Origin of the sequence: Paenibacillus sp. FSL H8-0104 (assembly GCF_038050215.1) — a bacterium.
In the GTDB taxonomy this organism is placed as follows: Bacteria; Bacillota; Bacilli; order Paenibacillales; family Paenibacillaceae; genus Paenibacillus; species Paenibacillus amylolyticus.
In genome coordinates, this window is record NZ_JBBOTC010000001.1 from 2,008,003 (window position 1) to 2,029,866 (window position 21,864).

Here is a 21,864-nt window from a genome sequence, read left to right on the forward strand (position 1 = left end):
CTTCGTCTTTGTTATTTCATAAAAGTTCATACCCAGTCTTTCTTGCGGAAAATGAAGAACATGCTCAGGCCCAGTGTAACCATCAGACCAATCACAACAAAATAGCTGTATTTCCAGTTAAGCTCTGGCATATTCGTAAAGTTCATGCCGTATATACCGGTAATGACTGTCAGCGGCATGAAGACCGTGGTAATGGCGGTAAATACACGCATGATCTCATTCGCCCGGTTCGCAATACTGGATTGGTAGGCTTCTCGCAAGTTGCCCATCAGGTCGCGATAAGTCTCAAAGGTTTCAGATATTTTTACAGCATTCTCATAGATGTCACTGAAATACTTTTGCAGTTGATCATCGATGAGACGCAGATCTTTTTTATTCAAGGTGTTAATAACCTCTTTCTGAGGTCCAAGGACTTTTTTCAGCCACAGAATCTCACTGCGTAGCCCGATGATTTCATTCAGATGTGACTTTTTGGTGTGCATCAGAATGTCTTCCTCAAGCTTCTCGATCCGTGCTTCAATTCGGTCACCTACGGTGAAATAATTATCAACAATCAAGTCAACCAGCAAATACAGCAGACGATCCGGTGTACTGATTTCCTGTTCCCACAGGATGGGTTTCAGTGTACGCAATTCGCTGACCTTGTGCTTGGTAACACTAATAATGAAATGTCTGCCGAGAAACAGGTTGACCGCACGTAGAAATATCTCTTCATCATCAAAACGGATGCTATTAATCACAATAAAATAATGGTTCTCATAAATTTCAATCTTCGGACGTTGTTCTTCGTCACTAAGACAGTCTTCCACAGCCAGATCATGCATCAAGAACAGCGGCTGAAGTACCGCCAAATCGTCTACGTCTGCATCAATCCAGTAAAATCCTTCCGCTGGTGGAGTCAGCGCCTGCTGAATGTCGTCCACCGGAATAAATACACCGTTGTTAACCAACCGGATTTTCATCGTTAATCTACTCCTTCTGCACCCGCCAACTTGGCGGATATTATCATTATGGGCGCAAAAAGAACAAATCAGCCGGTCGGCAGCGGAGCCTGGAGATCAGGGCTGCGTTCACTATATAATCAAACGGAAGTCACGTCCCGCTGCCGGCATGCTGATGTCAATTCTCTATGCAGTTTGTCGGAATTCGGCTGCCAGTCAGGCCTCGGGTCGCCATCCATTTAATATGTCACCTCTCACATAAGGGTTTATAACACCTTGTTTAGTATACCGCTGGTACAAGGTGCTTTCAAGCGCAAAAATGTGTCTATTTCGCGCCCTGAGGCAGTGTATGACAACGGATGATGAACGGTTCCGATCTGGGAAGCAGACATCGAACTGCATCTTGACGTGAGGGCATTAATGTAATAAAGTAGACGGTGAACCATATTTAATTACAATCTAATACAGCGAAATCTTATCAAGAGTAGGTGGAGGGACTGGCCCGATGAAACCCGGCAACCGGCGGTATACCGCACGGTGCTAATTCTTGCAGTGACTAAGTGTCAAGTGGCACTGTTGTAACTGAGAGATGAGAGAGGCGCATATCTTTTTTACATATGACCTTTCTCGAAATCCGAGGAAGGTCTTTGTTATATGCCCCGACTTCTCAGCAGTGATTTTCGCTAAGGAACTTGAGGTTGTTTGTAACGTTGGATGAAAGAGCAATTCAATGTTTTTACAAGCTCAAGGCAGTCTATAACTGTATTGATGTGAAGACATCAAGCCAAGGGTGGCTGCATCTATCTATGCACAAGGAGGAGTTAGACTTACTATGCCAATCAAAATACCCGATACTCTACCAGCAAAAGAAGTACTTGAAGGAGAGAATATCTTCGTCATGGATGAAACTTCTGCATATCAGCAGGATATTCGTCCACTCCGTATCGCTATATTAAACCTGATGCCCACAAAGGAAACGACCGAAACACAATTGCTTCGTCTGGTGGGAAACACGCCTATTCAGGTGGATGTCGTTCTTGTACATCCCAAATCCCATACGTCGAAGAATACGTCTCAAGAGTATTTGGATCTGTTCTATAAAACCTTTGATGAGATTGAGCACCGTCGTTTCGATGGAATGATCATTACGGGTGCCCCGGTGGAACAGATGGATTTCGAAGACGTGAACTATTGGAATGAAATCCAGGAGATCTTCGAATGGACCAAAACCAATGTGACTTCAACCCTCCACATATGTTGGGCTTCTCAGGCAGGTTTATACCATCATTTTGACGTACCCAAGGTTGCACTTGATGAAAAGTGTTTTGGCGTTTTCCCACATACCATCAATAAACCACATGTTCCGTTGTTGCGTGGATTCGATGAAGTATTCAACGTTCCACATTCCCGTCATACGGAAGTGAGACGCGAAGATATTGAAAAGAATGAGAATTTAGAGATTTTGGCTGAATCCGAGGAAGCGGGGATCTTCCTGGTTGCTACCAAAGACGGCAAACAGATTTTTGCCACAGGACATGCCGAGTATGACCCGTTCTCATTAAAGTGGGAGTATGACCGGGATGCAGCCAAAGGGTTGGATATCGCATTGCCTAGGCATTATTATCCGAATGACGACCCTTCCCGTGTGCCACCAGCTACTTGGCGCGCTCATGCCAACTTATTATTCTCTAACTGGCTCAATTACTATGTGTATCAAGAAACACCTTACGATATTGGCCCGCAAATCTAATCGAGATTACAGGAGGATGCAGCAATGGAAGACAACAACAAGTTGAAAATCGAAAGCCGCTTAGCACAAATTGGGTCCATCAATGAACCGGTAACAGGCGCCATTAACTTTCCGATCTATCAATCCACTGCGTTTCGCCACCCTAAGCTTGGACAAAGCACGGGGTTTGATTATATTCGTACGACTAATCCAACCCGTAAAGTATTGGAAGAAGCCGCCGCAGCGCTGGAGTCCGGTGATGCAGGGTTTGCCTGTAGCTCGGGAATGGCTGCGCTGCAAACGATTTTTGCCATGTTTGGTCAAGGGGATCATCTGATTGTATCGCTGGATCTGTATGGTGGAACCTATCGTCTGCTGGAACGTATTCTGTCCCGTTTCGGCGTAACTGCTAGTTATGTGGACACGAATGACCTTGTAGCACTGGAGAAGGTTCGTCAGCCGAATACCAAAGCTGTATTTATTGAGACACCAACCAATCCACTGATGATGATCACCGATGTGGAAGCCGTTGCTTCCTGGGCGAAAAGTTACAACCTGTTGACCATTGTTGACAACACGTTGTTGACTCCATTTTTCCAACGTCCGATTGAACTGGGTGCCGATATCATCATTCATAGCGCTACCAAATATCTGGGCGGACATAATGATGTGCTCGCCGGACTAATTATTACCAAAGGTGAGGCGTTATCTGCTGAGATGGCGTTCCTGCATAATTCCATTGGAGCGGTATTATCTCCAAGTGACTCCTACCAGTTGATGAAAGGTATGAAAACGCTGGCTCTTCGCATGGAGCGTCATGAGCACAATGCACTTACTATTGCCAAATACTTGCTTGAGCACCCAGCGGTGGTTGAAGTGTATCATCCAGGTCTATCCGATCATCCGGGGTATGAGATACAGAACAAACAATCTACCGGTAACACAGGTATCTTCTCTTTCAAAGTGAAGGATGCACGTTATGTTGAACCGTTGCTGCGTCATATCAAACTCATTGCTTTTGCCGAAAGTCTCGGCGGAGTCGAATCACTTATGACTTATCCCGCAGTACAGACTCATGCGGATATTCCGCTTGAAATTCGTGAAGCCGTAGGTGTGGATGACCGTCTGCTCCGGTTCTCTGTAGGCATTGAACATGCGGACGATCTGATTGCAGATCTCGGCAATGCTCTGACAGCTGCACAACAGGAAGTGGAAGGAGGCGTGCACTCATGAGTGAGTCCAACAACAAGCCCAATTCCGAGTTGAAATTTGATACCAAATTGCTCCATTTTGGCGATGAGATTGACAAAACGACTGGAGCCTCCAGTGTACCGATCTACCAAGCATCAACATTCCATCATTTTGATATCTTCAATCCGCCTCAACATGATTACAGTCGTTCGGGTAATCCGACACGTCAGGCTTTGGAAGATTACATCACATTGCTGGAGGGCGGCGCACGAGGCTTTGCCTATTCTTCGGGGATGGCTGCGATCTCAAGCGTGTTCATGATGTTCTCCGCAGGGGACCACATGATTGTAACGGAAGACGTATATGGAGGTACGTATCGTTTGCTTACTTCCATATTAAGCCGTATGCAGATCGAGACAACCTTTGTAGACATGACCAATATAGATGAAGTGAAAGCGGCACTCAAGCCAAACACCAAGGCAGTTTATATGGAAACACCGTCCAACCCTACACTGCGAATTACGGATATCGCTGCCGTAACTGACTGGTCGAAGGAACATGACCTGATCACGATTCTGGATAACACCTTTATGACACCTTACTATCAGCGTCCAATTGAGCTTGGTGTGGACATCGTCGTACATAGTGCTACGAAGTTTCTCGGAGGTCACAGTGATGTACTTGCAGGGTTAGCTGTTGCTCGCACGGAATCACTTGGCGTACAACTGAAACAGCTGCAAAATGGACTTGGAACTGTACTCGGGGCACAAGAATCCTGGCTTTTGATGCGCGGGATGAAAACCTTGGGGGCTCGCATGGCTCATAGTGAACGGAGCACAGCCAAACTGGCGGCATGGCTTAATGAGCGCAGTGATATTACCGCTGTCTTTTATCCTGGACTGGAGGATCATCCGGGCCGTGAGGCACATGAGCGCCAGTCCACAGGATATGGAGCTGTCGTTTCTTTTGACGTCGGTTCAGGTGATCGTGCAAAAGCAGTTCTTAACCGGGTGAAGCTACCTATTGTTGCTGTAAGCTTGGGAGCTGTGGAGAGTATTCTGTCCTACCCAGCGATGATGTCTCATGCGGCAATGCCGGCTGAGGTTCGCCGTGACCGTGGCATTACAGATGGATTGCTGCGCTTCTCCGTAGGTCTGGAAGATATCGAAGATCTGATTGTAGATTTGGAGCAAGCACTTCAGGAATCCTAACAAAAAAGGATGCCCGAATACGCCGATGTGTATCACTTAAGTTCGAACTAATTCTTTTCCATATGTAAAAATTTTTACTTATTTTTAAAGCACCTGTACATAAGGTGCTTTTTTTCACATGTAACCTGTGTTACGATATGTGGAGTACAGAAATACGATGTTGCCACCAGAACTTGCTTCTCTTGAACAAGTTGGGACGGATCGTTATATAATTTCTCTTCATGAGGGAGGCTTTTTTACGATGAGTACGGTAGACCGTATCTTAGATAAAGCCCTTCGGGGCGAACGTTTGGACTTGGAAGACACGATTGAGCTATTTGAATCGAATGAAGTGGACAAAATCGGGGCAGCTGCTAATGTCATTATGAAACGCATGCACCCTGAACCATACAGAACATTTGTAATTGGGCGTAACGTCAACTACACAAACGTGTGTGATGTGTACTGCCGTTTTTGTGCTTTCTACCGCAGACCTGGTTCGGATGAAGGTTATGTGCTTCCGGACGAAGTTATTTTCCAGAAGATTCAGGAAACGGAAGATGTGAATGGTACCGAGATTTTGATGCAAGGTGGAACGAATCCAAACTTGCCTTTCAGCTATTATACAGACCTGTTGAAAGCCATCAAAGAGCGTTTCCCAAACATCACGATGCACTCTTTCTCCCCAGCGGAGATTATGAAAATGGTTGAAGTATCCGATGGCCTTACATTGGAAGAAGTTGTTCGTGCCATTCACGAAGCTGGACTGGATTCCTTGCCTGGCGGTGGCGCTGAAATTCTGGATGACCGCACACGTCGGAAAATTAGCCGCTTGAAAGGTTCATGGCGCGATTGGATGGACGTTATGCAAACTGCACACCGCATCGGTATGAACACCACGGCAACGATGGTTATCGGACTTGGTGAATCGATGGAAGAGCGTGCATTACACTTGCTCCGTGTACGTGAAGCTCAGGACGAATGTATTGCGAACAAGTATGACTCCGAAGGTTTCCTGGCGTTTATTCCTTGGACTTTCCAGCCGGATAATACAAACCTCAAGCTGGAGCGTCAGACTCCAGAAGAGTACTTGAAGACTGTAGCCATCAGCCGCCTGGTACTTGATAATATCAAGAACATTCAATCCTCTTGGGTAACGATGGGTCCTGAGATCGGTAAGAAGTCGCTTGAATTTGGCTGTAATGACTTCGGTAGCACGATGATTGAAGAGAACGTTGTATCTGCTGCTGGTGCAACTTACAAAGTTAACATTGAATCCATTCTCCGTTTGATTCGGGAGTCCGGTTATATCCCGGCACAACGTAACACCCGATACGAGATTGTGCGCATGTTCGACGAAGAAAATGCCGTACATGAAGATTTCGTAATGCAGAACTAATTCTAATTAATTCAATACTACTCTTTATAAACTTTGATCGTTAGATAAGTATTTATGAAGCCATGCCCGCTGACTACTCCGTTTGGAGAGACGGCGGGCTTTTTGATTTCTTTCTGCGGTTCGAGGTCATCAAACAGTACATGTTACGCAATTGCCGATATTTTATATTGAAATTGAACTGTTACAATGAAAGGGAACTTGTGTAGTCAGACACGCTGGAAGGGGTTAAACCGATGAAGAGAAGAATACTTGGCAAGACGGAACTGGACGTACCTGTATTGAGTTTTGGAGCATCCTCACTCGGTTCTGTATTTCGTAACATTGACCGGGACGAAGGGATTCGCACTGTACATGCGGCCGTAGATGCGGGGATGAATTACATAGACGTTTCGCCTTACTACGGGCTGACAAAAGCGGAGTCCGTGTTGGGTGAAGCCATCCGTAGCTTGCCGCGCAGTTCATATATGTTATCAACCAAAGCCGGACGGTATGGGGAAAATGAGTTTGATTTTTCACGTCAGCGGATTCTGGATAGCGTGCAAGAGAGCCTGGATCGACTGCATACAGACTATATCGACATTCTGTTCCTGCATGATATTGAATTTGTGCCAGCAGAGATCATCGTAGAAGAAGCCTTTCCAACGTTGCTGCGTCTGAAAGAGCAGGGAGTTATACGACATGCGGGCATTTGTGGATTGCCCTTGCCGTTGTTCGAGAAGGTTCTGCCACAGATCGATGCGGATGCGATCATCTCGTATTGTCATTATTCATTGAATGATACCTCATTATTATCGTTATTGCCCCTGTTGGAAAAAAAAGAAATTGGCCTCGTCAATGCTTCGCCTCTTTCTATGGGCTTGTTGAGTACCCGAGGGGCTCCTGCCTGGCATCCGGCAGATGATCGGGTGAAAGAGCTCTGCCTAAAGGCTGCCCGCTTCTGTGCAGAACAAGGCAGTGACATTACCAAGTTGGCCGTGCAATTCTCCACGTCGAATGAACGAATTCCGACAACACTGGTGAGCAGTGCCAGCCAGCGCAATATCCTCAATAATGCAGCCTGGATAGAGGAACCGATGGATCAGAGCCTGCTGGATGAAGTGCTGCGCATTCTGGCTCCATTGCATAACGAGACATGGTCAAGCGGAAGACCTGAATATAATACGAAGCCAAGCAACACGACAGCAGAAGCATCCAAGGGGGAACTACGATGAGAGCCATTGTATGTGAAGAAATAGATCAATTAAAGCTCCAGGACCTGCCTCAACCGGAACGAGCAGAAGGAGAGGCGTTGGTTGCCATTCGGCGGATTGGGATCTGTGGAACGGATCTGCATGCGTACAAAGGCAACCAGCCATTCTTTACCTATCCTCGTGTTCTGGGCCATGAACTGGCGGCTGTTATTGAAGAAATCGGTCCGAACGAGGCTGGGTTACAGCCTGGGGATCAGGTAAGTATTATTCCGTATCTGCACTGCGGTCACTGTATTGCATGTCGCAGTGGAAAAACCAATTGTTGTGCGTCCATGCAAGTCATGGGTGTGCACGTAGACGGAGGCATGAGAGAAAAAATCAACGTGCCTGTCTCACATCTGCTCTCAGCAGAGGGTTTGACACTGGATGAGACGGCAATGGTAGAACCATTAAGCATTGGAGCCCATGCTGTCAGAAGAGCAGGAATTAAACCTGGTGAGCATGTGGTTGTGATTGGAGCTGGACCCATTGGATTGGGTGTGATGGCATTTGCCAAACAGGCGGGGGCGCGTGTTATTGCCGTTGATCGTAATCTGGACAGGCTGGAGCTTAGCCGGACTTGGGCTGGAGCGGATGACCTGGTACAGGCCAATGAACATGCTGTACAACAAGTAGCTGAAATTACTGGTGGCGACTATGCTACAGCTGTCTTCGATGCAACAGGTAACGTGAATTCCATGAATGGGGCCATTCAATATGTGGCGCATAGTGGTCAACTCATTTTTGTAGGACTGGTGAAAGCGGATATTACCTTTCATGACCCCGAATTTCACAAGCGGGAGATGAGCATCCTGGGCAGTCGAAACGCAACCTGTGAAGATTTTGAACAAGTCCTGTCGACCTTGCGTCAAAAGAAATTAAGCATGGATGGGTATATCACACACCGAGTGGAATTTGATGAGTTACCTACTGCAATAGATCAATGGCTTTTGCCAGATTCACATGTAGTCAAAGCTATCGTTGAACTATAATATCAATTAATTATAATAACAGAAAAAAACGCTCTCTGACCTTGGTGGACAATACTGTCCATCCATAGGGGAAGAGAGCGTTTTTTTATTTTTCCGGATTCGTTACAATACCCGCATGTGGATCAATGTGACGCACAATGGACTTCAACCAGATCATCTCCAGCACATGTACCTCATAATAAAGTGCACCCGGGATTTGCCTGATCCATCCTTCCGCCATCGCGAGTTGTGTTGAGTCAGAAGTGGCTTCCAGAATTCCAGGTTCACGGCGTAGCCGTTTGCGTACAGCTTTTTCAACTTGAGAGCTTTGTGTGGTCAATATGCATACTTTGCGTTTGGAAGAGAAGCCCCTGAACGCAATGTACACCATTTCATAAGCAATAAGGTAGGCGATTACGGAATACATCGCTTGGTCCCAGCCAAAGACAAAACCAGCGGCTGTCAGTATCAACAAGTTAAGAAGCATGATTATTTTTTCGATAAGCATCCGTTTTCCGCTAAACACACGTTCAGGTGGGCGGGAAGACGGATCACCGATTTCCAGCGTATCCAGTGTCCCGCCATACCGCACGACGAGTCCAATTCCGAGTCCGAGGCATAATCCGCCAAACATGGCAGCAGCCAGCGGATGCTCTACAAGTGGCGGCATGGGATGAAGCACAATGGCACCGATCGAAAAGACAACCAGACCTAGAACAGTAACCAGTACAAATTTCTTCTGCACAATCTTGTAAGACAGAAATATAAACGGCACATTGAATAAAAATAGGAACAAACCAATCCTCATTTCGGTCCAGTGGGCGAAGAGTGAGGAAATACCTGTAATGCCTCCAATAATAATCTTATTGGGGTGTAAGAACAATTCGAGTCCCACGGAGGCCAGAATTCCGCCCGCAATAACGAGAAACAGGTTTAACCAGCGGCGGGTAGACGATATCCTGGTCTTGGCGGTGTTTGGCACCGGATTAGCCGATATCAGAGGTGCTTTCATAGGTCATCCTCCTTAGTGCGGCTTTCGAGCCATTCTCCCTGGGTTAGTCACAGAAAGATCGGCGTAAGAGCCGCGAAGTACGTTAGTATGTCTGTTCTGTACAGACATAGGGATTATCCTTCTTTCTGCAGAACCTTTGGTTCTTCTTTCTTTTTCCGAGGATCTTTGAACTTGAATATTTTATCCAATAAACGGAATACATGTTTGGACTCTTTGGTTAATAAAGGACCCAGAATGGCCAGAATTAGGACATACAGCGCGGCAAACGGTTGAATCATTGGCAACAGTCCCCCGGCTTTACCCATGTTGGCCAAGATGATGGAAAACTCACCCCGTGACACAATGGTTAATCCAATATTCGCCGATGCTTTGGGTGATAGTCCTGCACTGCGCCCGGCCAGCATACCCGCTAGGAAGTTACCGAACAATGTAATAACAACTGCAATCAGAGCTAACCATACGGCATCGCCACCCAAGGACAACGGATCAATGGACAATCCAAAGCTGAAGAAGAAGATGGCTCCGAAGAAGTCACGGAACGGTAGAATCAAGTGCTCAATCCGTTTTGCGTGCTCTGTTTCAGCAAGCACCAGACCAACCAGTAATGCACCAATCGCTTCGGCAACATGAATGGTTTCAGAGAAACCAGCTACCAGGAACAAGGCTCCAAATACAACGAGAGAGAATAGCTCATTCGATCGAATTTTAAGCAATTTGTTTAGTAGCGGTGTTGCTTTGCGTCCAAGGATAATCACGATAAGCATGAATCCGAGGGCAATAAGTGCGGACATGATGACGCCTCCGATGGAGGATGAATCACTAAGCACAAGTCCGGACAAGATCGAGATATATACAGCGAGGAATACATCTTCGAACATAATAATACCCAATATCATCTCTGTTTCCGGATTGGCCGTTCGTTTCAAATCGACGAGTACCTTGGCCACAATGGCACTGGAAGAGATGGTAGTTATACCTGCGATAATAAGTGCTTCTGCAACTGGGAAACCGGACACAAAACCGAATATTAATCCCAGCGTAAAGTTAATGCCGATGTAGATCGAGCCGCCTACTGCAATGGAGCGACCCGATTTAATTAAACGACCTACCGAGAATTCAAGTCCAAGGTAGAAGAGAAGGAACAGGATACCGATCCGACCCATAAATTCAATAAAAGGCTGACTCTCAATAAAACGGAAGTCCAGATGCCAGATTTTCATGGCATGTGGCCCAACGGCCATCCCGATCAGAATATAAAATGGAACGACCGAAAATCTTAGTTTTGCCGATAAAAGGCCGGCTGCTGCAATGAGCACAAGGGCCAGACCTACTTCGAATATCAAATGATCCATCTATTTACCCCCTTCCAGTCAGGAGGAGGGATTTAAACAGTTTCTGCTGATTGCGTTCGCCAACGGCTACCACCGTGGATTCTGCACTGATAACTACCTCCGGACCTGGGCTGATATGTTTTTTGTGATTTTTCTCTACAACGGCGATAACCGTTGCCCCAGAGTTTTGACGTACGTCCAATTCACCGATGGATTTACCGATACTTCCGAAGGATGGTTCGATTTTGTACCACTCGATAATCAGGTCGTCAAACGTTACTTCAATATTTTCAAGCTGTTTTGGTTTGTAAGTTAATCCGCCAACAATAGCAGCAATCTGTCGTGCTTCGTAATCGTCAAGTGTGATCATCGAGATGCTTTGATCGGGATCATCATACTCGAAGTGGTACATTTCCCGGCGACCGTCATCGTGAATAATTATGACAATTTTATCACCGCTGCTTGTTTCAATCTGAAATTTTTTGCCGATTCCCGGCAAGTCTGTTTCGCGTACATCCATGGATTGTTGCCTCCTTATAATTAGGGGCTGGCCATAGAAGACAGGCTTATTTCCCGAAAATGATTAATCTGCTGCTCAAGGGAACATCAAAAGATGCGGGTAAACAGAGCCAGAAATTCCTGACACAGCCATATGATTTGAATTTGTCGGTGTGGGTACAACAAAAATAGGTACTGTCATAAACATGGGTTTATCTAACGTGTGCTAAAAGGGTTATAAGTTATGCACAAGCGCACCGTCTTAAATTACAGAGGTGTCTTCATGCAAAAGCAACCTGTAAATACGTCGTAACGGCTAGTGAAGAGCGTTCACGTATTTTGGTGCTATAGGGGTGAGGGATACATACATGCTGGTAAACTTAATAGGTAGCAGAAATAATCTGCGTTTAAACAGACAATACCACGGTTTAAAGGACAGACCCGTTGTAGGGATTCGCAGCATCAATAACAATGCGAGGACAAGAAAGACAGGCTTATTATGCGTAACCGCAATCAGCTTGGACATAACTTGTGGATATTTGCGAATGACAGGTTTCTGCTGGGATTCGGGTATTTGCAACAGCACTTCCTTGTTGGAAGTTGCTTCTACAGACACCCCAACGGCAGATTCGGACTGCATCGGAATAGGGAAGCACAAGGCTTGGAAAACGCACAAAATGATAATGATAGTGTAGTGGAGTATTCTAGGTTGTTGTCTCATTTTGGCTTCCCTCCTTTCCCGTGAAATATACTGTTATTAAAATAATAACACATTTTTGTCTTAACTCCAAACCTCTTTATAATATACTGAGAAATCATGACACGCTTTCCATCAATCCGCTTCGTATATCCCCATCGGCCTTGCCATATACTTTGAACAGGAAGGAAAGGAGTGATTCTTGTGGAACTGTTTGCTGTATGGACCGATGTATCGGGGCAAGAGGAAGCGGATCAATTTTATCGTTGTGTCAAGGAAAAAACCAAAGGTTTACATATAAGTAAAAGAGGATTTCGGCTCACCTTCAAACATAATGATGGAAGAGCAACCTGGGTGTGCAGAGGGAATGAGAATCACGAAGACTTCCAGCAATGGCTTCCCCGGATCAGTGATCTGCTCTCCCTTGGACTCGCCGACTTCATTATGGAGACACAAGAACGGAGCATGGTGGAGGATATGATCGCCAAGGCGTGTTCTGTCATGGATGAGCATGAGGTGGAAAAGGTCAATCGAATCTGCATGCCACTTCTATTAAATGGTGATCTGGATCAGCCCGGACTTCGAGAGCGCCGTCGTACTACGTTAGCCAGTGGACTACGGCAGGACCTAGAGGATGTTCACTTTTTTCACCTTGAAGGCATTATCAACTTCCGCATACGGCCATATAAGCAGGAGCTTCAGGAATTAGTGGAGTATGCGCTGGATGAGTTCTGGATGGATCGGCAGTATGAAGAGTTTATGGGGTTGTTAAAATATTTTGTGTTTTTTCAAGAAGCCAAAGTACCTCTGGTTCATCTTGTACACAAGGGAATGCATGAATTTCAGGTCCTGGATGCTGGACTTAATCTGTTACCCGTGCAAAAGGATGAACAGGTCGTTGTGGAAATGCCGGGTCTTGAACTGGAGATGGATATTGAAGATATGATTGTAAGTACACTCATCTCAATCTCTCCTGAGAAGGTCATGCTCCATACACGCACCCCGGATCTGCCAATCATCTCGACCATATGCCAGATCTTTGAAGACAAAGTGCAAATATGTCATCATTGCCCGGAATGCGAAGTGCTGCGCTCAGGATTGTTGACAGGTCTTGACGCAAGTGATCTCGGCAATTATAATAACTGTTGATCCATGAATTTTTCATGTGAACCATTGAACCAAAAGCGTTGACAAAGACAACAACCACACGCAAGATCGGTGCAGAGAGAGGAACCAAGGCTGAAATTTCCTCCGGATATCCCGTATGGTTTACCCCTTTGTAGCTGCAATTTTGAAAGTGGAGTTAGAATATCGCCTTTATTGGGGATTATCCGCGAGTAAGGATCTGCCGGGTCATGCCCGTTATCGTCATGCCAATGAGGGCTGTATTTCCGAATATGGATGAATCAGCTGAATTAGGGTGGAACCACGAGTATATATCACTCGTCCCTTTGCCGGGACGGGTGTTTTTTGCGTTCCTTTGCAAAATGACTGGAATAGCAATAGATAATCAGTCCATAAATATCTGGACACAAAGGTTACATTAACAGGAGGAATGAGACAAATGGCAGTGAACATTAAATTACCGGATGGTTCGGTACGTGAGTACGCGGATGGCAGTAGCATTGAGGACGTAGCCGCTTCAATTAGCAGCGGATTGCGCAAAAATGCCGTAGCCGGCAAGCTGGATGGTATCGTGGTGGACTTGTCCACAACACTTCATGAGGGAGCATTGGTGGAGATCGTAACTCTGGATTCACCAGAAGGACTTGAAGTGATGCGTCATAGTACAGCTCACTTGATGGCTCAAGCAGTGAAACGTTTATATGGTAACAAAGAGGTACGCCTCGGTATCGGCCCTGTCATTGAAGATGGTTTCTACTATGATATGGACCTTGAACATGCGCTCAATCCTGAAGATCTGCAAAAGATCGAGAAGGAAATGGAACGTATTGTGAATGAGAACTTGCCAATTGTACGTAAGGAAGTTAGCCGCGAGGACGCGATCAAAACGTTCGAAGAAGTGGGCGATCCTTACAAACTTGAGTTGATTCGTGATTTGCCAGCAGACAGCGTGATTACGATTTATGAGCAAGGTGAATTCTTCGACTTGTGTCGTGGCCCTCACGTACCATCAACTAGCAAAATCAAAGTGTTCAAACTGATGAATGTCGCGGGTGCTTACTGGCGTGGAGATAGCAAAAACAAAATGCTTCAACGTATCTATGGTACGGCTTTTGTGAAAAAAGCACAGCTGGACGAGCATTTGCACTTCCTCGAAGAAGCTAAAAAACGGGATCACCGTAAGTTGGGTAAAGAGCTGGAAATGTTCACATTCTCCCAACTGGTCGGTCAAGGCTTGCCAATCTGGTTGCCTAACGGTGCGAAGCTGCGCCGTACTCTGGAGCGTTATATTGTGGATCTGGAAGAAAGCCTGGGATACCAGCATGTATACACACCAGTTCTGGGTAACGTGGAATTGTATAAAACATCTGGACACTGGGAGCACTACCAGGAAGATATGTTCCCGAAAATGGTAATGGATAACGAGGAACTTGTTCTCCGTCCAATGAACTGTCCTCACCATATGATGGTGTACAAGTCCAGCATGCACAGCTACCGTGATCTGCCAATCCGTATTGCAGAGCTTGGTATGATGCACCGTTATGAAATGTCGGGGGCATTAACAGGTCTGCATCGTGTACGTGCAATGACACTGAACGACTCACACATTTTTGCACGGCCGGATCAGATCAAAGAAGAGTTCGCTCGTGTTATCGAGTTGATTCAAACAGTCTATAAGGATTTCGGTATTAACGAATACCGTTTCCGTCTGTCCTATCGTGATCCGCAGGATACCGAGAAATACTTCCAGAACGACGAGATGTGGGAGATGTCCCAACGCATGCTGCGTGAAGTTGTGGAAGAACTTGACCTTCCATTCTATGAAGCTGAAGGTGAAGCGGCGTTCTACGGTCCGAAGCTGGATGTACAGATCAAAACAGCTCTGGGCAAAGAAGAGACATTGTCTACGGTTCAACTGGACTTCCTGTTGCCTGAGCGCTTTGAACTTGAATATGTGGGCGATGACGGACAGAAACATCGTCCAGTCGTTATTCACCGCGGTGTAATTAGTACAATGGAACGTTTCACAGCATTCTTGCTGGAGAACTTTGCAGGAGCTTTCCCATTGTGGTTGTCTCCGGTACAGGCAAAAGTGATCCCGGTATCCGGAAACTTCGACGATTATGCGCGTGAAGTGGAAGCGAAACTGAAACGTGCGGGAATCTCTGCTGAAGCCGATCTGCGGAACGAGAAGCTTGGATATAAAATCCGTGAGGCGCAGCTTGAGAAAATGCCTTATATGTTTGTTGTTGGTGAGAATGAGCGTAATGCAGAAGCCGTATCCGTGCGTAAGCGTGGAGAAGGCGATCTGGGCATGAAACCGGTCGATGAAATTATCGCTCAATTGAAAGAAGAAATTGCAACACGTTTGGTATAAATGAACAAATGATCTATCAGATAACCAGTGCATAAGTTGCGCTGATCACTCTGAATAACGTCTGAATAACATGGGATTGACCTATGTTATTCAGGCGTTTTTTCGTAGTGTTTGCAGTAAAAAGTATAGATTAATTGCTTTTTGGAAAACCTTTGCAGTGAGGGGGAGGTTATACAATGAAAAAGCAATTCTCAATTCAAAAGGAACATATACGGGGTTTATTGGTTGGCTGTGTAATATTCGCCGGGATGATGATCAACCTGAATCAGGCGGATGCCTATACATTTGAAGAGGAAAGTACAGTACTGCATGTCGAGAGTCAGAGCAGCGGCATTGAAGGTCCAATTATTGAAACTTCGAGCAAGTCTGATCAAGAATTTCCGGAACAGGTTAGCCATCAATACAGCGATGAGGCTCAGTTGACGACCATGGTGTATATGGCTTTATTGTGGTCACCACAACCAATGGTCATTCCAAGACCTGAGCTTCCAGAGAAACAAGTGGCAGATCCGTCTATGCCTGTGCTTGCTCCGCGTTCAGAACAAATCCTGGGTACACAAAAGGTTACAGCAACGGGATATACGGCAGGTGTTGAGTCTACAGGAAAAGGACCCAAACATCCTCAATACGGAATTACGTATTCCGGTGTCAAAGTACGTCGTGATAAAGAAACAGTTTCCACGATTGCAGCTGATCCAAAATTGTTCCCAATGGGTTCCATTCTGTACATTCCAGGCTATGGTTACGGAATTGTTGCAGATACGGGTTCAGCGATCAAAGGTAATAAAATCGATCTGTATTTCCCGACAACCAAGCAAGTGTACAAAGAGTGGGGCAAAAAGGATGTGGAGGTACAGGTGATCAGGCAAGGAGCTGGGAAATGCACAGAAAAGATGCTCAGCGAGTTGGCCGATGCAATCGATGTGTACAAATCTGTACCTGATTCGTGGTTGGACAAGGCCATTTAATTTCACATGTTGAACATGAATAACTGAAGTGCTCTCTTCACATAATACTGACTGGGGACGAACCCCGCGGTGTAGCAATGCATCGTAAATATGAAGAGAGAGGTGATTCGTTGTGGCTAAAAAATCACAAGGGTACCAAACGCCAAACGAGAAGTACAATGCAGAGTTTGGAGAAGAGAATGCAGCAGCAAAAGTGAAGCAATCCGCTCAAAACAAAGTACAAGATAATTTCCAAACACCTGATGAAAAATACAATGCCGAGTTCGGTGTAGAAAACACAGGCCAAACTGGCCAAGGTCAAGGCAAAGCATCGAAATACAAAAAATAATTGAAGATTCATTAATCAAATGAAGATTCAGCACCCTGGAGCTGCAGCTCCGGGGTGTTTTACATATGCGAAGTTTTTTACATTAATATCCTCCCATCTCAGTCTCAAGACCGAGATGAATTCCACCTGCCGCCGCTGTTCTCATTGTCTTGTCTGAGTTACACTGATTACATAATACAGACAAAGGAGACATGAGCGATGAAACGATCGACGCGTGACCGCTGGTGGGTTGGCATACCTCTTATTGCTATTGGTGCGATGATCTTGTTCAGACAATTGGGATATGACATTGATGTAGGATATATTTTCAGAACATATTGGCCGTTATTTCTAATCTGGTGGGGGGTCAAAGGAATCTCCGAGATTCGTCGCAACGGGGGTTACGCCTTTATAGGACCGGTAATTGTACTGGCAATTGGTGGTTACTTTCTTGCCCGTAACCTGGGATGGATTGATTACTCCATGGGGGAGTTCATTCGTTATCTGATCCCGGTTATGCTGATTGGCGGAGGATTGTTCGTACTGATCGGGCCACGACGTCGTGATCGGAAACATCATGACAAGATGCAGCCACCTCCAGCACCTGAGCAACCTTATAAACCGTTGGCTCCGGAGGATCTGGAGATGCCGTCATCGTTTGACGAACAGTTCGAGAAAACATTTGGCAAACCAAAACAGGAACAGAAAAACGATGCACATGGCCCTCACTTCACAGGATCAACGGATTCATCATCACAAGGGCATCAATATAAGAAGAAACATCAATCGTATAACTCTAACGATACCGGATACGGAGAACATTATGATGATGGCTACGGAAATGGTTATGGGGATTATGGCAGTGGCAATACCATTAATAAATCGGCGTTCATCGGTGATCTGTACATGGGGCAGGAAGTGTTCTCGTTGAAACCAATGAACATCTCGGCTTTTATCGGAGATACTGTAATTGATTTGACGAAGGCACAGATTCCTTATGGGGAGACGAAGATTGTCATTTCTTCATTTATTGGGGATGTGAAAGTATTTGTTCCGGAAGATATGGATCTGGGTGTGACGGTGACGACAAATTCCTTCATTGGAGATATGTCACTGTTGAATCAGAAACGCGGCGGATTCCTGAGTAGTGCCCAGGCTGAAACTGCCCATTACCATGAAGCAAGCAAAAAGGTACGGATTATTGTAAGTGTGTTTATCGGAGACGTCAAAGTGAATAAGGTGGGTTAATGCATGATTCGAACAATTCTCAAGGCCAATAAATGGGAACTGATGATGTATTTTGCGCTAACTGGTCTGATTACACTGGGCGGATTCTATCTATTGTATGGAGAGGTGTTGATGGGGGCTGGTCGTCAGCGGGCATGGACCTATGTTGCCGTTGTTGTGCTGGCCACCGCTATAACCGGATATATCGCTGCATTACGACTCCAACGCAAGATCGACCTGCTTGATCTCAACATGTTGAAAGTATCCAAGGGTAATCTGGCGGTGCGCATGCCTGAAGCGGATGACGCTTCGTTTGGTCGTGTCTATCAGGAGTTCAATGTCATGATGGATTCGATTGAGAAAAAGATGAGACTGCTTCAGCGCCTCGGTGAGCAGGAAGTCATTGAGAAGGAGCAAGCCTCGGAGCGGGCTGTGCTTGAAGAGCGCAAACGAATGGCAAGGGACCTCCATGACACGGTTAGCCAGCAGCTGTTTGCCATGCATATGTCGGCTTCGTCCTTACCGCGACTGCTGGAGATGAATCCGGAACATGGCGGTAAAGTACTGGACCAGTTAATCCAGATGTCGCATATTGCACAGCGTCAGATGCGAGGACTTATTGCCCAACTTCGACCGGTGGAGCTGGAAGGGCGTGACCTCACCGCAGCACTGGATAGTTGGTTTCCTGATTATTGCAGGCAGAATGGTCTTAAAGGTGTGAAAGAGCTGGAACTGGATGGCGGAATCTCGGATGCCATTGAGCACCAGCTGTTTCTTGTTATTCAGGAGGCGGTTGCCAATGTTGTGAAGCATGCAGAGGCTGGAGTGGTTAGTCTGTCCATACGGGAGAGTGAACATCAGATCAGTATGAGCATCAGCGATGATGGTCAGGGATTTTTACAGCAAGCGGAGCGTCCGGGTTCATACGGGTTATCTACCATGCGTGAACGGGCGGAGAAGCTTGGGGGGCAAGTTCAGATTATATCGAAACCGGGAGCGGGAACGACGGTGCGGGTATTGATCCCGAAATTCCCGAACGTTCCTGAGTGAACCAGAGGGGGAGACGCAATGAGTGGTAAAGTAAACGTGATGATTGTGGATGACCATGATATGGTGCGCATGGGCTTGAAAACATATCTGATGCTGGAACCTACTTTTCATGTGATGGGAGAAGCGGGCCATGGGCAGGATGCGCTTGATCAGTTACGTAAGTTAAATGATAGTGAAATGCCGGACCTGATTCTGATGGATCTGATGATGCCTGTAATGAATGGCGCTGAAGCAACAAAAGCCATCATGACTGAATTTCCAGGGATGAAAATTGTGATGCTCACCAGTTTCCTGGAGGATGATCTGGTTGTACAAGCGATTGAAGCGGGTGCGGTAAGTTATGTACTGAAGACAGTCTCTGCTGAAGAACTGATCTATGCTCTGCAAGGGGCATATAGAGGCATGCCTGTTATGACAGGTGATGTTTCGCAGGCGTTAACCCGGGGAATCAGACAACGTACAGCGAGAGAGAGTGAATCGGGACTGACTGAACGGGAGAAGGAAGTGCTGCTGCTTATTGCAGAGGGAAAGACCAACAAAGATATCGGAGAAGAATTACATATCAGTATCAAAACCGTCAAAACACATGTAAGTAACCTGCTGATGAAATGTGAGATGGACGATCGTACACAGTTGGCCATCTATGCGCATCGTCAGGGATGGGTGAAAACGAAAGGGTAAAATGCTGTCGTGACGGGGAAAAGAGTCTATTCTTATGTGCTTTTATCTCCTTTTTAATTGTTTTTAAGGTACGGTTAAGGTTTAAAGTACAAAATAAGGACAGTTAAAGAATATCTCTTGCGAATAAGAGATTGGGAGGTAGAGAGGCATGGACGAACGCAACTATAGATCGAACCGTCAAGACGAGGAAAACGAAACCAAACAAACGGAGAATCGCAATTCTTCCGGAACGGACGAATCCTCCTATTATTATTCTTATGGACCTTTTCAGTCCGTGAATCAGGAAGATACAGCAAATCACATGGGAAGCACTAATCAGCGTGAAGAAGGAAATGTAGAGATTACAAAACCTGATCCGGTGAGACCCGTACCTACTTACTATAATAGTGAACCATCCGAACAAGCGAAAAGATCATCAGCAGGCGGCGGAAACGGCTCAGGTAACGGTGGAGATCAAGGGAATGGCGGCAAAGGCAACTGGAACTATAATAACCGCAAGCCACGTTCTTCCGTAAGATCACTTCTATTTTCCTTTATTGCCGGGATGCTGGTCATCACCGTTCTCATGTACACAGCTGATAGAACAAACATGTTCACACCGGAGACGGCACTTACGAACACAGACAATCAAAGTTCAGGACAGGAAGCGTCCACAAACACAGGCGGAGGCAACAATGTCACAGCGTCGTTACTGCCAACAGGCAAAGAAGATGTGTCTTCCGTAGTAACAAGTACAAGTCCGGCTGTCGTCAAAATCGAAACACTCGCGAAGCAGTCCTCACGTACAGGATTGGGTCAGGGTGGATCAAATACAAGTGATCCGCTGTACCAATACTTCTTTGGTAATGGGGGCGGAACGGAAGGCAATCAAGGCCAAAGCCAGCAACCACAAAGCGGTAATCAGCTTGTGCCTATGGGCATTGGTTCCGGGTTCATTTTTGACAAAGAAGGATATATCCTGACGAACCAACACGTTGTTCAGGGTGCAGATGTAATCCAGGTAACCCTGGAGAACAACAGCAAGCCTTATGAGGCTAAATTGCTGGGAAGCAGCTTTGATCTGGATTTGGCTGTATTGAAAATTGAGAAAAATAGTGGTGACGATGCGTTCCCTGTAGCTCCACTGGGTGATTCCAACAGTACTCAAGTCGGTGAATGGCTTGTAGCTATTGGTAACCCTGAAGGATTCGAACACACGGTTACAGCAGGTGTACTGAGTGCCAAAGAACGTACGATCAGCATTCCAGATGAAGAAACAGGAAAAACACGTGAGTACAGCCATTTGCTGCAAACAGATGCTTCGATTAATCCGGGTAACTCCGGTGGTCCGTTGCTTAACCTGAATGGGGAAGTTATCGGAATGAACGTTGCAGTAAGCGCAGATGCACAGGGAATTGGTTTTGCAATCCCGTCGAGCGTCATCTCTGAAGCCGTTAAATATCTTAAAGAGAACAAAGAAGTTCCCAAAGAGCCAGTACCCTTTATCGGTGCGTCTCTGATGGCTCTCACGCCTGAAGTTGCTAAACAAATGGGAACAGACGTTACCGAAGGTTCAGTTGTAGCCAGCACGATCTTCCAATCACCGGCTTACCAAGCAGATCTTCGTGCATATGACATCATCACAGGTGCCAATGGTACGCCGTACGCGACAAGTCAAGATCTGATTGATTTTATCAAGAAACAGGAAATCGGTAGTGAAGTTACACTGAACGTGGTGCGTGATGGTAAGAAGATGGATCTGAAAATCAAAATCGGCAACAAAAATGATTTTGATACTTCACAAACAACAGATACACAACAGCAGCAACCATAAATATTAGGTAAGGATTGACAGAACGGAAGGGTTTGAAGGCCCTTCCGTTTTTTTGCCCTGATGAAGCAGAGTTACAATGGACCAGGACGAATTGGAGACGCCTACTTGAAGATGCAGATTGTGCTTCT

General features: G+C 46.0%; 19 protein-coding genes and 1 riboswitch. Of the genes, 14 read left to right on the forward strand and 5 right to left on the reverse strand.

All coding sequences use genetic code 11. The annotated features are described in order from the left end of the window. Nucleotides 1-26 precede the first annotated feature (26 nt). Nucleotides 27-962 carry a magnesium/cobalt transporter CorA gene (gene corA, locus NST38_RS09175; protein WP_047842270.1) on the reverse strand — a complete coding sequence of 312 codons (936 nt, stop codon included), beginning with the start codon at nt 960-962 and terminating at the stop codon, nt 27-29. A 451-nt stretch (nt 963-1,413) separates the two neighbouring features. Then, nucleotides 1,414-1,537: riboswitch (SAM riboswitch) on the forward strand. A 236-nt stretch (nt 1,538-1,773) separates the two neighbouring features. Here corA and metA point away from each other — a divergent pair. From metA to NST38_RS09205, 6 genes are all read left to right on the forward strand, one after another. After that, nucleotides 1,774-2,691 (forward strand): homoserine O-acetyltransferase MetA, encoded by a 918-nt coding sequence (metA, locus tag NST38_RS09180; RefSeq protein ID WP_036610071.1) that lies wholly within the window; start codon nt 1,774-1,776, stop codon nt 2,689-2,691. A gap of 24 nt (nt 2,692-2,715) precedes the next feature. Then, a complete protein-coding gene (locus NST38_RS09185; RefSeq protein ID WP_076252424.1) occupies nt 2,716-3,903 on the forward strand; it encodes a PLP-dependent transferase in 1,188 nt (395 codons plus the stop codon). Further along, the gene (locus NST38_RS09190; RefSeq protein WP_036669808.1) at nt 3,900-5,072 is read left to right on the forward strand and encodes a trans-sulfuration enzyme family protein; all 1,173 of its coding nucleotides are present in this window, start codon (nt 3,900-3,902) and stop codon (nt 5,070-5,072) included. The genes NST38_RS09185 and NST38_RS09190 overlap by 4 nt, the downstream gene beginning before the upstream one ends. A gap of 241 nt (nt 5,073-5,313) precedes the next feature. Continuing rightward, nucleotides 5,314-6,450: a cyclic dehypoxanthinyl futalosine synthase gene (mqnC, locus tag NST38_RS09195; RefSeq protein WP_047844209.1), complete on the forward strand. Its 1,137-nt coding sequence runs from the start codon at nt 5,314-5,316 to the stop codon at nt 6,448-6,450. 233 nt (nt 6,451-6,683) lie between these two features. Next, entirely contained in the window at nt 6,684-7,661 is a 978-nt protein-coding gene (locus tag NST38_RS09200) for an aldo/keto reductase (RefSeq protein WP_036610063.1), read from the forward strand. Then, a complete protein-coding gene (locus NST38_RS09205; RefSeq protein WP_076252422.1) occupies nt 7,658-8,671 on the forward strand; it encodes a zinc-binding alcohol dehydrogenase family protein in 1,014 nt (337 codons plus the stop codon). Before NST38_RS09200 ends, NST38_RS09205 begins: the two co-directional genes overlap by 4 nt. 85 nt (nt 8,672-8,756) lie before the next feature. Here the strand turns inward: NST38_RS09205 and NST38_RS09210 are convergent, their stop codons facing one another. The 4 genes from NST38_RS09210 to NST38_RS09225 form a co-directional block, all read right to left on the reverse strand. Then, nucleotides 8,757-9,662: a YitT family protein gene (locus NST38_RS09210; protein ID WP_341343917.1), complete on the reverse strand. Its 906-nt coding sequence runs from the start codon at nt 9,660-9,662 to the stop codon at nt 8,757-8,759. A gap of 113 nt (nt 9,663-9,775) precedes the next feature. Further along, nucleotides 9,776-11,014 carry a cation:proton antiporter gene (locus NST38_RS09215; protein ID WP_036610060.1) on the reverse strand — a complete coding sequence of 413 codons (1,239 nt, stop codon included), beginning with the start codon at nt 11,012-11,014 and terminating at the stop codon, nt 9,776-9,778. 4 nt (nt 11,015-11,018) lie between these two features. After that, a complete protein-coding gene (locus tag NST38_RS09220; RefSeq protein ID WP_036610059.1) occupies nt 11,019-11,513 on the reverse strand; it encodes a cation:proton antiporter regulatory subunit in 495 nt (164 codons plus the stop codon). 294 nt (nt 11,514-11,807) lie between these two features. After that, nucleotides 11,808-12,212, reverse strand: coding sequence for a hypothetical protein (locus NST38_RS09225; RefSeq protein WP_051447154.1), 405 nt, complete (start codon nt 12,210-12,212; stop codon nt 11,808-11,810). Between the two features lie 180 nt (nt 12,213-12,392). Between NST38_RS09225 and NST38_RS09230 the strand changes: the two genes are divergently transcribed. The 8 genes from NST38_RS09230 (at nt 12,393) to NST38_RS09265 (ending at nt 21,736) form a co-directional block, all read left to right on the forward strand. Next, nucleotides 12,393-13,337, forward strand: a complete 945-nt coding sequence (locus NST38_RS09230; protein WP_124113713.1) for a putative sporulation protein YtxC — start codon at nt 12,393-12,395, stop codon at nt 13,335-13,337. Nucleotides 13,338-13,752: 415 nt separating this feature from the next. After that, on the forward strand, nt 13,753-15,690 hold the full coding sequence (gene thrS, locus NST38_RS09235) for a threonine--tRNA ligase (RefSeq protein WP_036610058.1): 1,938 nt from the start codon (nt 13,753-13,755) through the stop codon (nt 15,688-15,690). Nucleotides 15,691-16,118: 428 nt separating this feature from the next. Beyond that, the gene (locus NST38_RS09240) at nt 16,119-16,658 is read left to right on the forward strand and encodes a 3D domain-containing protein (protein ID WP_081595013.1); all 540 of its coding nucleotides are present in this window, start codon (nt 16,119-16,121) and stop codon (nt 16,656-16,658) included. 112 nt (nt 16,659-16,770) lie between these two features. After that, a complete protein-coding gene (locus tag NST38_RS09245; RefSeq protein ID WP_036610057.1) occupies nt 16,771-16,986 on the forward strand; it encodes a hypothetical protein in 216 nt (71 codons plus the stop codon). Nucleotides 16,987-17,184: 198 nt separating this feature from the next. Continuing rightward, a complete protein-coding gene (gene liaF / locus NST38_RS09250) occupies nt 17,185-18,213 on the forward strand; it encodes a cell wall-active antibiotics response protein LiaF (protein ID WP_036610055.1) in 1,029 nt (342 codons plus the stop codon). 3 nt (nt 18,214-18,216) lie between these two features. After that, nucleotides 18,217-19,242, forward strand: coding sequence for a HAMP domain-containing sensor histidine kinase (locus NST38_RS09255; protein ID WP_076252420.1), 1,026 nt, complete (start codon nt 18,217-18,219; stop codon nt 19,240-19,242). Nucleotides 19,243-19,260: 18 nt separating this feature from the next. Further along, the gene (locus NST38_RS09260; protein WP_017689597.1) at nt 19,261-19,923 is read left to right on the forward strand and encodes a response regulator; all 663 of its coding nucleotides are present in this window, start codon (nt 19,261-19,263) and stop codon (nt 19,921-19,923) included. A gap of 148 nt (nt 19,924-20,071) precedes the next feature. Further along, a complete protein-coding gene (locus tag NST38_RS09265) occupies nt 20,072-21,736 on the forward strand; it encodes a S1C family serine protease (protein ID WP_036610051.1) in 1,665 nt (554 codons plus the stop codon). Nucleotides 21,737-21,864: the final 128 nt, after the last annotated feature.

Excerpts from the sequence above, each read along its gene's own strand:
- NST38_RS09190 (WP_036669808.1), top strand. The coding sequence starts at position 3,900 with ATGAGTGAGTCCAACAACAAGCCCAATTCCGAGTTGAAATTTGATACC.
- thrS (WP_036610058.1), top strand. The coding sequence starts at position 13,753 with ATGGCAGTGAACATTAAATTACCGGATGGTTCGGTACGTGAGTACGCG.
- NST38_RS09220 (WP_036610059.1), bottom strand. The coding sequence starts at position 11,513 with ATGGATGTACGCGAAACAGACTTGCCGGGAATCGGCAAAAAATTTCAG.
- NST38_RS09225 (WP_051447154.1), bottom strand. The coding sequence starts at position 12,212 with ATGAGACAACAACCTAGAATACTCCACTACACTATCATTATCATTTTG.
- mqnC (WP_047844209.1), top strand. The coding sequence starts at position 5,314 with ATGAGTACGGTAGACCGTATCTTAGATAAAGCCCTTCGGGGCGAACGT.
- NST38_RS09210 (WP_341343917.1), bottom strand. The coding sequence starts at position 9,662 with ATGAAAGCACCTCTGATATCGGCTAATCCGGTGCCAAACACCGCCAAG.
- NST38_RS09240 (WP_081595013.1), top strand. The coding sequence starts at position 16,119 with ATGGTGTATATGGCTTTATTGTGGTCACCACAACCAATGGTCATTCCA.
- metA (WP_036610071.1), top strand. The coding sequence starts at position 1,774 with ATGCCAATCAAAATACCCGATACTCTACCAGCAAAAGAAGTACTTGAA.
- NST38_RS09205 (WP_076252422.1), top strand. The coding sequence starts at position 7,658 with ATGAGAGCCATTGTATGTGAAGAAATAGATCAATTAAAGCTCCAGGAC.
- NST38_RS09260 (WP_017689597.1), top strand. The coding sequence starts at position 19,261 with ATGAGTGGTAAAGTAAACGTGATGATTGTGGATGACCATGATATGGTG.
- liaF (WP_036610055.1), top strand. The coding sequence starts at position 17,185 with ATGAAACGATCGACGCGTGACCGCTGGTGGGTTGGCATACCTCTTATT.
- NST38_RS09255 (WP_076252420.1), top strand. The coding sequence starts at position 18,217 with ATGATTCGAACAATTCTCAAGGCCAATAAATGGGAACTGATGATGTAT.
- NST38_RS09200 (WP_036610063.1), top strand. The coding sequence starts at position 6,684 with ATGAAGAGAAGAATACTTGGCAAGACGGAACTGGACGTACCTGTATTG.
- corA (WP_047842270.1), bottom strand. The coding sequence starts at position 962 with ATGAAAATCCGGTTGGTTAACAACGGTGTATTTATTCCGGTGGACGAC.
- NST38_RS09215 (WP_036610060.1), bottom strand. The coding sequence starts at position 11,014 with ATGGATCATTTGATATTCGAAGTAGGTCTGGCCCTTGTGCTCATTGCA.
- NST38_RS09265 (WP_036610051.1), top strand. The coding sequence starts at position 20,072 with ATGGACGAACGCAACTATAGATCGAACCGTCAAGACGAGGAAAACGAA.
- NST38_RS09185 (WP_076252424.1), top strand. The coding sequence starts at position 2,716 with ATGGAAGACAACAACAAGTTGAAAATCGAAAGCCGCTTAGCACAAATT.